This window comes from Qipengyuania sp. L-5Y (assembly GCF_056859455.1).
In genome coordinates, this window is record NZ_JBSXOM010000024.1 from 109,616 (window position 1) to 121,801 (window position 12,186).

Sequence of the window (12,186 nt, forward strand, 5' to 3'; positions counted from 1 at the left end):
ACCTTCACACCCGCATCGTAAAGAAAATCCGCTTTGGACGCATCATCACCCATCCTGTTGTTCGATTCCGGTGTCGGCGGGCTCACCGTACTGGCAGAATTGCGCGCACTGCTGCCGCAAGCGCCGATCATCTATGCAGCCGACATGGCTGGCCTGCCTTACGGCGCGAAAAGCGAAGCGGAAATCGCCGCCCGCGTGGCGGGCCTGCTGGGCCGCATGGCCGAACGCTACCAGCCGCGCCTGATCTGTATCGCCTGCAACACGGCAAGCACGATCGCGCTCGGCATGGTTCGCGACGTGTTGGAAACTCCAATCGTGGGCACCGTTCCCGCGATCAAGCCAGCTGCCGCCATGACGCAGACGGGCGTCTTCGGCCTGCTCGGCACCGAGGCGACGATCCGCCAGAAATATGTTGACGATCTCGAACGCGAATTCGCTGGCGGCAAGATGTTGCTGCGTTACGGTGCCAACGACCTCGTCACCCTGGCGGAAGCCAAACTGCGCGGCGAGAAAGTGGACATCGACGCCGTGGCGGAAGCTGCCCGGGGGCTGGTCCTGCAGGCTCGCGGCAACGAAATCGATACGGTGGTACTGGCCTGCACCCACTTCCCCCTGCTCGAGCGGGAACTCGGCGAAGCTTTCGGACCAGGCGTCCGATTCGTACATGGCGCGCACGGCATTGCGCAGCGTGTCGCCCAACTGGTCGAAGGGCAACCGATGACGCGCACCGTACCGGACCGGGCCGTGACAACCGGCTCTCTCCAAAACTTCGAGAAGGTACGCGGGCCCCTGTCGCAAATCGGTCTCGATCGCCTCGAAGTTCTGTAACCAGCCGGGTTTCGGCCAGCAGAGCTTGTTTCGACAGGTGAGAATCGTTCGCAAAGATCGCAGTGGCGATTTGCAACGCATTCGATTAGGGCGAGCCGCATAGTCAGCCGCGGAAGGGCGGCGCAGATACGAGCGACTACGCCGTGAACTACGACCAGATCTTCGACGAAGCGATTGCCCGACTCCATGAGGAAGGCCGCTATCGTGTCTTTATCGACATCCTGCGCAACAAGGGCGCCTTCCCCAACGCGCGGTGTTTTGCTGGTCATAACGGTCCCAAGCCCGTCACCGTGTGGTGCTCGAACGACTATCTCGCCATGGGCCAGCATCCCAAGGTCATCGAGGCCATGGAAGAGGCGCTGCACGATGTCGGCGCCGGTTCGGGTGGGACGCGCAATATCGGCGGCAACACCCATTATCACGTCCAGCTCGAAGCCGAACTTTCGGATCTACACGGCAAGGACGCGGCCCTGTTGTTCACCAGCGGCTATGTTTCCAATGACGCTACGCTCTCGACCGTGGCGAAGCTGCTGCCGGGCTGCGTGATCTTTTCCGACGAATTGAACCACGCCAGCATGATTGCGGGCATCCGTAATTCGGGCTGCGAAAAGCGCGTCTTCCGCCATAACGATCTCGAACATCTCGAACAGTTGCTGGCTGCCGAAGATGCGGACACGCCAAAACTGATCGCCTTCGAAAGCGTTTATTCGATGGATGGCGACGTCGCACCGATCCATGCGATCTGCGACCTTGCGGAAAAGTACAACGCGCTCACCTATATCGACGAAGTGCACGCCGTTGGCATGTACGGCCCGCGCGGCGGTGGTATTTCGGAACGCGACGAAGCGGCACATCGTATCGACATCATCGAAGGCACGCTGGGCAAGGCGTTCGGCGTGATGGGCGGCTATATCGCAGCCGATAAGAAGATCGTCGACTGCATCCGGTCCTATGCGCCCGGCTTCATTTTCACCACATCGCTCAGCCCTGCTCTGGTGGCTGGCGTGCTGGCATCCGTCCGCCACCTCAAGGCGTCGAGCGAGGAACGCGAAGGTCAGCAGGCTGCCGCCGAACTGCTCAAGCAGAAAATGCGCGATGCGGGCCTTCCGGTTATGGACAGCGTGACGCATATCGTCCCGCTGATGGTGGGGGACCCGGTTCACGCCAAGAAGATCAGCGACATCCTGCTCGCCGAATATGGCGTCTACGTACAGCCGATCAATTTCCCGACCGTACCGCGCGGCACGGAACGGCTTCGCTTCACGCCCGGCCCGGCGCACACTCCCGCCATGATGGACGACCTCGTGTCTGCCCTGGTGGAGATCTGGGACCGGATGGATATGGAACTGGCCAAAGCGGCCTGAAGCGGCGTGGCGAAGGCAGCCGACCCCGACTTTCGCCACCAGCTCACCCCAGAACTTAAAGCTATGCTCGATGGCGATGCTTTGCTGTCGGCGAAATGGGAAGCGCTGACCCCGCTCGCCAGAAATGAATGGATCTGCTGGACCCTGTCCGCCAAGCAGGAGGCTACGCGCGAAAAGCGTCGCGAGCGGCTGCACGGGGAAATCCTCGCCGGGAAAAAGCGCCCATGCTGCTGGCCCGGCTGCCCGCACCGGCGCGAAAGCGCGCGCAAGTTCGTCGACGCATGACCCTCTAGCCAGTTCTCCTCCCCTTGTGGCATGCTACGCCTAGAGGAGAGAGATAAATGGCAACTACCTTCGACCGCACGACGCTCGATACCGGCACGCTCGACATCAGGCCGATGACCCCTGCCATTGGGGCCGAAATTCTGGGCATCGACTTGGGGGCGACGGATATCGGTGATCGGATACCGCAGATCCGGGCGGCCCTTCTCAAACATGGTGTCATCTTCTTCCGCGATCAGGATCTCACCACGGCGCAGCATATCGCTTTTGCGCGCCACTTTGGAAAACTCGAAATCCACCCCGCGACGCCTAAGGATCAGCCCGATCCCGAAGTGCTGCGGATCGAACACGGACCCAAGAGCCGCGGTCAGGAAAATGCCTGGCATTCCGATGTCACTTGGCGCGAAGAACCATCGCTCGGATCGATCCTGCTTGCGCGCGAGGTGCCGGAATCTGGCGGCGACACGCTCTTCGCGAACATGCATATGGCGTACGAACGGCTGTCCGATCAGATGAAGCGTTTCTGCGAAGGTCTCACCGCCGTTCACGACATTGCTCGCGTTTTTGCCCGTCGGCTCGGCAAGCGACCGGAAGAACTGCACGATCAATATCCACCCACGCGCCACCCTGTCATCCGCACGCATCCCGAGACAGGCGAACGGGCGATTTACGTCAACACCGCCTTCACATCGCACATCGATGGGCTGGACGAGGCCGAAAGTCGGTGGCTACTCGATCACCTGTTCGCCACGGCGCGCGATGCGGAAATTCAATGCCGCTTTCGCTGGCGTGCTGGTTCGATCGCTTTCTGGGATAACCGCGCCTGCCAGCATTTTGCCGCCAGCGATTATTTCCCTGCGCGGCGGGTGATGGAACGCGTGACGATCGCAGGCGACAGACCCTATTTCGAAGCCTGACGCTGGAAGCGGGAAAAAACCGGCTTAAATAGCCCTGATGAATGGCAACGGCCCTGGCACGCGATCGAAACGCGATTTTGCTCCGGCGCTGGCGTTGGTCGGCCTTCTGCTGCTGCCCTTCCTGTTCCTTGGCCTTTTCCACCAGACGCCCCACTCTCCAGTTCATGATCGGGAGGCCGCGGTGGAGCAGGTCCTTCCCCTTCCTGCCGTACCGGATCTTCCCGCCACGGGCGAAGACACGGTGATCCTCTCCCAGCTTGCCGCAGACGATGCACAGGCCCGTAATGCGGCAGTCGGGTTCGCAGCGGCGGGACCGGGCAAGGCCACTCCGTTTTCGTTTCGCGGAAGCAGCGCGGATCGGGCGCGTGCACGCGACTGTCTGGCTCTCGCCGGAATGGCCGAAGCAGGCGGCGGCGACGGTGATCAACGCGCGGTGATGCAGGTCATACTCAATCGCGTTCGCCATCCTGCATTCGCCAAAACAGTCTGCGGGGTGGTCTTCGAAGGCTCGCAGCGACCGACCGGTTGCCAGTTCAGCTTTACCTGTGATGGGTCGCTGGCGCGTCGCTATTCCGATGCTGCCTGGCGGGCAGCCCGGGCACGGGCCGACGAAATGCTCGCCGGCGCTATCGATGCGACTGTCGGCAACGCCACCCACTTTCACGCGAATTACGTCTATCCATGGTGGAGCGACAAGCTCGACAAGGTAGCGCAGGTCGGCCCCCATATCTTCTTCCGCTGGCGCGGTTTCTGGGGCACGCGCAATGCACTCTCCGCTCGTTATGGCGGAGGAGAACCGGATCCGCTGCGCTTGCAGGAAACGGCACTGACCGTGGCAACGGCCAACCCGCTCCCCACCCTCATGCAGGGCGGCGAAGCGGTGCGTAGCATCACGACCGAGATGGTAAACCAAACCACCGAAGGGGGCGACGCAACACCGTCTTCGCCAGGCGCGGGAATACATTTCATGTTCGTATCACCTTCTGACGCACCAGCGGCGCTGGTCGACAAGGCACGTTCGCTGTGTGGGAGCGAAGGGTATTGCCGCGTGCAGGGATGGAGCGATGCGAACAACATTCCGGCCAAACTACCACTGACTGAAGAAGCCCGCCGAAGCGTGCGCTTCAGCTTTGTTTCGGCAAGCGCGAACGCGGCAGAAGCAATCTTCTTCGACTGCCGCACCTTCCCTGCGCCCGACGTTGGCACCTGCCTGCCCACCAGGCCGTAGCGGATTTTGCGCCTTCGATTCGCAGCGCTAGTCCTGCTACGAACAGACTTGGGAGAAGATGGATGAGCGGCAATCCGGATATGACGTACGAAGAGGTGGTGATGAGCCGCCGTTCGATCCGGGGTTACCTCGACAAACCGGTGCCTCGGGCGATAATCGAAGAGGTGCTGACCCTCGCCATGCGTTCACCGACATCCATGAATACGCAGCCGTGGCATTTCCATGTCATCACCGGCGAACCTCTCGACCGCATTCGTAAAGGCAATACGGAACGGATTCTCGCCGGAGAGCCCGACAGCCGCGAATTCCGGCGCGGAGAGCCTTTTGCAGGCATTCATCGCGAACGCCAGATCGGGGTTGCCAAGCAGTTGTTCGGAGCGATGGGCATCGAACGGGACGATAAGGAAAAACGGCAGGATTGGGTGTTGCGCGGTTTTCGCCAGTTCGATGCGCCGGTCTGCGTAATCGTGGCCTATGATCGCGAACTGTCGGGAAGCGATGACACGCCCTTCGATTGCGGAGCCGTAACGACCGCACTGGTCAACGCGGCATGGAGCCGCGGTCTCGGCTGCGTAATTAATTCGCAGGGCATTATGCAAAGCCCGGTGGTTCGCGAACATGCGGGCATTCCAGAGGAGCAGGTAATCATGAAAGCAGTGGCGCTGGGTTGGCCCGACGAGAGTTTTCCAGCCAATGCGGTCGTCAGCGAGCGCAAGCCGGTCAACGAAGCGGCACGCTTCGTGGGGTTTCCATGAGTAGCGCCTTCATCGATCTGGGTAACGGTTTCTGGTCCGTTCGCGGCAGTTTTCGGATCGGGGGCTTTTTCGACGTGGGAACGCAATGCTCGCTGGTTCGACTCGCCAACGGCAATTTTGTGTTTCTCGACAGTTATACCCTCCCCGATGCCGTCCATTCCGACATCCTCAAACTGACCGATGGCGGTGCCAGGGTGGAGGCGGTGCTCAACCTGCATCCCTTCCACACGCTCCATTGCGAATGGATGCATGAAGCGTTTCCAAACGCGCAGCTCCATGGCACTGCCCGACATCACGAACATTTGCCCCACTTGCCCTGGTCGGACACTCGCTGCGAACAGGACGAACTTGCACAGCAGTACAGTGACGACTTCTCGTTTTCGGTACCGAGCGGGGTTCCCCTGGTCTGTTCCGACGATAGCGTGCATTTTTCGTCAGTGCTCGCGTTTCACCGGGCAAGCGGGACCATCCATGTCGATGATACCTTCGTATATCTGCGTAAGGGCTTTCCGCTTTCGCTTATGCCTTTCACAGGCCGGCTTGGCTTTCATCCCACATTGGCGAAGGCGCTCGAACCGCACGCGGGTGCGGCCGACGCTTTTCGTGACTGGGCGTTCGACATCGGAACGCAATGGGCCGGGGCGAAGCGCATAGCAGCAGCACACAATGCCGTGCTGGAACTGGAACGTGACGCATTTCCCGAATTGGTCGGCGAAGCGTTGGGCAGGGTAAAGCCGACGCTAGACGCTCATCGCAAAAAGTACGGTTAGCAAACAGCCTCATTTTGGCCGTAATCTCGTTCACCTCATCCGTCGCCCGTTCATGGCGTGCGATGGGCCGACGAGCGTTCATCCGACAGAAAGGCTGGCAAAGCGACCGGCACTGCCAACTGTTCACGATGACGATTGTATGAGATGAAAAAGAACATTCTTCTGGTGCCGACAGGCTCTTTCACGGGATTGCTGGAAGCGAAAAAGCAGCGGCCCGGTGCGCCGCAGCAGCACCGGGAAACATCGAAAGCCCCGCGTTCCGGGCGTGCAGACGCGTAATCCAGTCCGCGTCGTCAGGCTGGATCACGGAACCCGATCGTGTCGCACTGAATGAAAAGGCCGCCCTGCTCGAAGCATGGGCGGCCCTTCTTCTTCGCTAGCTAAGTCCGCGTCAGCGCAAGCTTACGACGTTGTCCGCCGCCGGACGCTGGCGGCTACCATCGTAGAGGCTCGCCATCGGCTCGTCCTCCACGACAATCCGCTCGGCAGCGCCGAAGCCGTTGAAATCCGTCTTCATCGCCGCGCCGTATGCACCAAGCATACCGATCTCGATGTAATCACCTGCCTGAATATCTTCGGGCAGGACGAATGGGCCCTGCATGTAATCCGCATCGTCGCAGGTCGGACCGTAGAAGGCGAAATCCATCTCCGGCTTGATCAGATCGTCTTCGAGCGCGCGCACGGGGAACTTCCAATCCACATGAGCCGCATCGAACAGCGCGCCATAGGCGCCATCGTTGATGTACAGCTCGTCGCCGCGCCGCTTCTCCACCTTGACGATGAGCGAGCTGTATTCGGCGCACAGCGCACGGCCCGGCTCGCACCACAATTCGGCGTTGTAAGCGATCGGCAGATTATAGAAGTTCTGGTGGATGATCTGGAAGTAGTCTTCCAGCGGCGGAGGCTCCATCCCCGGATAAACCGAGGGAAAACCGCCGCCGACGTCGATCATGTCGATGACCACCGATGCCTCGCCGATGGCGATGCGCACGCGTTCCAGCGCCTGTACATAGGCGAAAGGCGTCATCGCCTGGCTGCCCACGTGGAAACACAGGCCCAGCCAGTCGGCATGCTGGCGTGCTTCCTGCAGCAGCGCGGGCGCCTCGGTCAGGTCGCACCCGAATTTCGACGCAAGGCTGAGCTCGGAATACTCGCTCGATACGCGCAGACGGATGCACAGGCGCAGGTCCTGCGCCGGTTCGCCGGCATCGTCCCGGCATGCATCGACGATCTTCTCCAGTTCCTCGACGGAATCGAGGCTGAAGGTCTTCACCCCGTGCTGGCGATAGGCTTCGCGAATGGCGCTGGGCGCTTTCACCGGGTGCATGAAGCAAAGCGTCGCGTCGGGGAGCGTCGCACGCACCAGCCGCACTTCGGCGATCGATGCCACATCGTAATGGGTCACGCCGTTGTCCCACAGGATCTGGACCAGATCCGGCGACGGGTTGGCCTTCACCGCATAGAGCGACTTGCCCGGAAACTTCTCGACGAAGAAACGGGCAGCGCGCGCCGCGGCGTGCGGGCGGTTCAGAATGATGGGTTCGTCGGGCGCGAGCGCGCGAACTACGGACCGGGCGTCAGGGAAATGCGGCAACTCAAGGGACCCCCTAAACAGTCCTTGCGGACCATGAAACGACAAGCTGCCTTGCGGTTAGGAAGTCCCCTTGGGGCAGCGGGAGCGGCGCATATAAATGGTGGGTCATTAATCGCAAGTGAAATGTTGGAACAGGAATGCAAGCGCAGCCGGGTCGCGGCGAGGCTGAGTTGCGATGGGGCGACCGGTAAAAACCGTTTTTAATCAAAAGGCGAAAGATTAACCCACATGCAAACATGTGATGCTAGCGCCGCCTTTATGAGACGCGCCGTCCACTATTTGCTGGTGATGCTCGCCGCAACCTTCCTTTCCGGGATGGCTGTGGATGCGCGCGCAGCAAGCGGCGCGGCGAATTGCATCCTTGCGACGAACGACCTGCTCGATTCGGCAGAAGCAGTAGCTTCTTCGAACTGGATTTGCGATGCGGCCAAGCTCGATGCGGTCGGGGATCACAGCTGGGTTCGCATCCCGGCAGAGGCGCTGCATGTCGAGGAGCCGGTTCTCATCGGCGATGCCATGGCATCCAGCGGGCTGATTATTGCGCGGGCAACGTCCGATGGTCGCATGGCAAGCCGGGCCATGAGTTCCGCCGCGCTTGCAAAGAACTGGACGACCGGCACCCGCTTTGCCCTCCCCTTGCACAGCCTCGGCGGCGAAGGCCCCTTGTTCGTGCGCGTCGATCGTCCGCTTGGGCCCGATCTCGCCCATGGGCTCAAGGTCGTGTCGACCGAAGCGGCAGAGCGCGACCGTACCGGATCGCTTGTGCTGCTCGGCGTGGTCCTCGGCATGCTCATTCTTACCGCGATTGTCAGCGGTTTCATGGCGATCGCGCTGCGCCGCTGGTTCGCCGCGGTGCATTTCGCTTTTTCGGCCCTGCTGGTCATTTACGTCACCACTGCGGGCTCCCTCATATTTCTGATTGCGCCGGGCATCTCGCTCTGGACGCGTTCGGTGATTTCCTACGCCACTCTCGCCTGGGCGATCGCCCTGCTCGCCCCCTTCGCGCTGACCTTCTTTGAACGCGACGCAATCACGCCTGCCATGCGGCGGGTGGCAATCGCGTGCGGCCTGCTGGTATTTGCAGGCGGCTTTCTGCTTCCGCTTGGCGCCCTGCTGGGTATGAGCATGCGCGCCGCTTACAACCTCTGCTTCATCCCCGGCTCGATCGCCACACTGGTGATCACCACCTCGGCATGGCGCAAGGGTAGCGAGGCCGCGCGTGTATTCGTCATGGCGTGGAGTGTGCCATTCGTATTTTCCATCGAACGGCTGGTCCGCAACCTCGGCCTCTACTCGCTCCCGCCGATCGCCGACTTCGGCTTCTATCTGTCTCTGGCGTTCGAAGCGGCTGCGCTGATGGCGGCCGTGGGCTGGCGCGTGAAAGCCCTGAGGGAGGAACGCGACGCCGCTCTCGCCGTTAGCGACGATCTGGCGCGCGAGGCACGCCATGATGCGCTGACGGGCTTGGGGAATCGACGCGATTACGATGCGCGCGTCTGGCAGGCGGGAGACATGCTGGGCCTGATCGACATCGATCGCTTCAAATCGGTCAACGACACCTATGGCCACGCCACGGGCGACCGCGTGCTCGAATGGCTGGGCGACATGCTGAGACGTGAGGTCGCAACCGGCTCCTTCGTCGGCGCATGGCGGCTGGGGGGCGAGGAATTTGCCGTCGTCGTCCGGGCCGCTTCGGTCGAACTGGCCGCGCTCGAACTCGACCGGGTGCGCCGCGGAATCCCGCTCGCGATCGATAACGAAGTGCCCGGTCTGGACCGTCCGATCACGGCCAGCGCCGGCCTCGCCAAGGTCGATCCCGCAGATCCGAAGGCAAGCTATCGCGAAGCCGACCTGCTGCTTTACAATGCCAAGCGAAGCGGCCGCGACCAGTTATGCTTCGACCGCCGCGACCCTCTGCGCGAAACGAGGGACGCTGCGCCCCTGCTTGGTCCTCAGCTCAACCTGTCGCGGAAGGTGTCGTAGCCGAACTCTTTCACCAGCTCGAGGTGGTCGGTTTCGCTGTCCCACAGATAGATGCTGGGAAGCTGGACCCCGTTGAACGTATTGGTTTTCACCATCGAATAATGGGCCTGATCAAGGAACGCGAAACGCTTGCCCACCTCTGCGCCGTCTTGAATGCGGTAATCGCCGATCACGTCCCCGGCGAGGCATGACGGCCCGCCGATCCGCACCTCTGGCACGGTCTGGTCCGCACTCTCGCCAAGCATGGCCGGGCGATAGGGCGCCTCTATCACGTCCGGCATGTGGCAGGTGGCCGAAATGTCGGCCACGGCGACGGGCAGTTCGTTGAAACCGGTGTCCAGTATCGTCCCGACGAGGATACCCGCGTCCAGCGCCACCGCCTCACCCGGTTCGAGATAGATTTCCGCGCCCGTATCCTCTTTCGCATCGCGCAGGAATTCGATCAGCTCCTCGCGCTGGTAATCGGCGCGGGTGATATGGTGGCCCCCGCCCATGTTGATCCACTTGAGCTGGCCGAACCACGGCTCGATCGCATCGAACACCTTGTCCCATGTGGCATGGAGCGGTTCGAAATCCTGTTCGCACAGATTGTGGAAATGGATACCATCGACCTGCGCCATGATTTCCGGCGTTAACTGGTCGATCGGGAAACCCAGCCGGCTGCCCGGGCTGGACGGATCGTAGCGCGGCACTTCGCCCGTTGCATGCTTGGGGTTGATGCGCAGCCCGACGTCGAAATCCTGACCCGCCGCGCGCGCATTTTCCAGGATCAACGCGGCCCGCTCCAGCTGGCCGGGCGAATTGAAGATCACATGGTCGGACAGCCGGGACACCTCTTCCAGCTCGTCGGGTTTGTAAGCGGCAGAATAGGTCGCGATCTCGCCGTCGTAGAATTCGCTCGCCAGCCGCGCTTCCCACAGGCCGGACGTACACACACCGTCCAGATATTCGCCGATGATCGGCGCCGTCGACCACATCGAAAAGGCCTTGAGCGCAGCCAGTACCTTGATGTCCGCCTCGTCGCGGATGTTTGCCAGCACCTGGCAGTTGGCGCGCAGCTTTGCCGCATCCACGACAAAGGCCGGGCTGCTGACCCGGTCCAGATCGAATTGGGCGAATGCGCCCGGATCGCCGGCTTTTGTTTCCATCACTCGTCTTCCGTCGTCTGGGCCAGTTCGAAGGTCAGCACACGCTTGCCCTCCGGATCGGCCAGATAGATTGTTCCGTCACCGCCGATCGCAAGGTCGTGCCCCTTTGTCGGCCCTTCCCCGCTCGCGTCGAGAATGCGCTCGATCGTACCATCCGGCCGCCAGACGCGCACGATGGCACCTTCACGATCGCTGGCATCGCGCCCTTCAACTGACACGAAATACCCCTGCCCCAACGGTTTGACCGCATAGGGATAGCCGGGCGTATTGTACGTTTCCAGCAAACGCCCGCCTTCACTGAATATCTTGATGCGCCGGTTCTCTCGGTCGGCGACATAGACCTTGCCGTCCTTCACCGCGACCGAATGCGGAACGGCAAGCCCGCCAGCGCCCGAACCTTCATGGCCCCATTGGCTCAGGAAATTACCCTGCCGGTCGAATACCGCGATCCGCGAATTCGCATATCCGTCGGCTACGAATACCGTGTCCCTGCCGAAAGCAACGTCCGTCGGTCTGCCGAAATGATCCGGCACATCGTCCGATCTGCCTTGCGCGCCGATCGTCATTTCCAGCGTGCCATCGTGGGAAAAGCGCAGCACTTGCTCGCGCTGCACATCGGTGATCCAGATATTGTCCGTATCATCGATAGACAGACCGTGCGGCATTACCGTCTCGCCGGCGCCCCAGCGACCCAGCAACTTACCGTTGCGCGCGAACATGAAAACTACCGGCTCTTCGATCGGATCGGACGGAAAAGGCTCTTTCCAATCGCGTCCGGCACGCTGGAGCACGAAGATATGCCCGTGGCTGTCGGTATCAACGGCGCTGACTTCGCCCCAGGCGACGCCTTCGGGGATTTCCGCCCAATTGCCATCCACTTCGGCACGCGGCGCGTCTTCCGGCTTTGTCTGGCCCGAACATGCCGTCAGGGCCAATGCAGCAAGAACCGCTATCCGCTTCATGACGGAAAAGGTCCGCGAAACACGAACACCGCCCCCGCGGCGATCAGCATGAAGCCGATCGCCTGGTTCAGTCCGGGACGAATTCCGAACAATGCCCAGGCGACGATGACGAAACCGATCAAGGAGCAGATCTCGGCAATGGTCTTGAGCTCAGCCAGTGAATAGCTCTGAGTGCCAATGCGGTTCGCCGGCACCGCCAGCATATATTCGAAGAACGCAACTCCCCAACTCAACAGCACCGCCACCCACAACGCGCGATGCGGAGCCTTGAGATGGCCGTACCACGCCAGATTCATCAGCAGGCTGGATAGGGCGAGGAGCACGATCGGCGCGAACACAGCCGCGCGGGTCACGA

The 12,186-nt window shown here is 61.4% G+C and carries 12 protein-coding genes; 8 read left to right on the forward strand and 4 right to left on the reverse strand.

Translation table 11 applies throughout. From position 1 onward, the window contains the following. Positions 1–33: 33 nt before the first annotated feature. From murI to AC13F2_RS05000, 7 genes are all read left to right on the forward strand, one after another. Positions 34–828 carry a glutamate racemase gene (murI, locus tag AC13F2_RS04970; protein WP_482964086.1) on the forward strand — a complete coding sequence of 265 codons (795 nt, stop codon included), beginning with the start codon at positions 34–36 and terminating at the stop codon, positions 826–828. Between the two features lie 143 nt (positions 829–971). Continuing rightward, complete coding sequence (gene hemA / locus AC13F2_RS04975; RefSeq protein WP_222827198.1) at positions 972–2,192, forward strand: 5-aminolevulinate synthase; 1,221 nt, start codon at positions 972–974, stop codon at positions 2,190–2,192. Between the two features lie 6 nt (positions 2,193–2,198). Next, a complete protein-coding gene (locus AC13F2_RS04980) occupies positions 2,199–2,477 on the forward strand; it encodes a YdeI/OmpD-associated family protein (RefSeq protein WP_482964085.1) in 279 nt (92 codons plus the stop codon). Positions 2,478–2,533: 56 nt separating this feature from the next. After that, a complete protein-coding gene (locus AC13F2_RS04985; RefSeq protein ID WP_482964084.1) occupies positions 2,534–3,391 on the forward strand; it encodes a TauD/TfdA dioxygenase family protein in 858 nt (285 codons plus the stop codon). A gap of 37 nt (positions 3,392–3,428) precedes the next feature. Continuing rightward, positions 3,429–4,619: a cell wall hydrolase gene (locus AC13F2_RS04990; protein ID WP_482964083.1), complete on the forward strand. Its 1,191-nt coding sequence runs from the start codon at positions 3,429–3,431 to the stop codon at positions 4,617–4,619. 62 nt (positions 4,620–4,681) lie between these two features. After that, a complete protein-coding gene (locus tag AC13F2_RS04995; protein ID WP_221597659.1) occupies positions 4,682–5,374 on the forward strand; it encodes a nitroreductase in 693 nt (230 codons plus the stop codon). Continuing rightward, complete coding sequence (locus AC13F2_RS05000; RefSeq protein ID WP_482964082.1) at positions 5,371–6,144, forward strand: hypothetical protein; 774 nt, start codon at positions 5,371–5,373, stop codon at positions 6,142–6,144. The genes AC13F2_RS04995 and AC13F2_RS05000 overlap by 4 nt, the downstream gene beginning before the upstream one ends. 391 nt (positions 6,145–6,535) lie before the next feature. Here the strand turns inward: AC13F2_RS05000 and AC13F2_RS05005 are convergent, their stop codons facing one another. After that, complete coding sequence (locus tag AC13F2_RS05005; protein WP_482964081.1) at positions 6,536–7,738, reverse strand: type III PLP-dependent enzyme; 1,203 nt, start codon at positions 7,736–7,738, stop codon at positions 6,536–6,538. Between the two features lie 258 nt (positions 7,739–7,996). Between AC13F2_RS05005 and AC13F2_RS05010 the strand changes: the two genes are divergently transcribed. Next, positions 7,997–9,721: a GGDEF domain-containing protein gene (locus AC13F2_RS05010; protein ID WP_482964080.1), complete on the forward strand. Its 1,725-nt coding sequence runs from the start codon at positions 7,997–7,999 to the stop codon at positions 9,719–9,721. Here AC13F2_RS05010 and AC13F2_RS05015 read toward each other — a convergent pair. Genes AC13F2_RS05015 through AC13F2_RS05025 form a run of 3 tightly spaced genes read right to left on the reverse strand, consistent with a single transcriptional unit; the run spans position 9,691 to position 12,184 of the window. Then, positions 9,691–10,869, reverse strand: a complete 1,179-nt coding sequence (locus AC13F2_RS05015; RefSeq protein ID WP_482964079.1) for a carboxynorspermidine decarboxylase — start codon at positions 10,867–10,869, stop codon at positions 9,691–9,693. The genes AC13F2_RS05010 and AC13F2_RS05015 overlap by 31 nt on opposite strands. Beyond that, the gene (locus AC13F2_RS05020; protein ID WP_482964078.1) at positions 10,869–11,831 is read right to left on the reverse strand and encodes a peptidyl-alpha-hydroxyglycine alpha-amidating lyase family protein; all 963 of its coding nucleotides are present in this window, start codon (positions 11,829–11,831) and stop codon (positions 10,869–10,871) included. The genes AC13F2_RS05015 and AC13F2_RS05020 overlap by 1 nt, the downstream gene beginning before the upstream one ends. Then, on the reverse strand, positions 11,828–12,184 hold the full coding sequence (locus AC13F2_RS05025; RefSeq protein ID WP_482964077.1) for a DMT family protein: 357 nt from the start codon (positions 12,182–12,184) through the stop codon (positions 11,828–11,830). Before AC13F2_RS05025 ends, AC13F2_RS05020 begins: the two co-directional genes overlap by 4 nt. Positions 12,185–12,186: the final 2 nt, after the last annotated feature.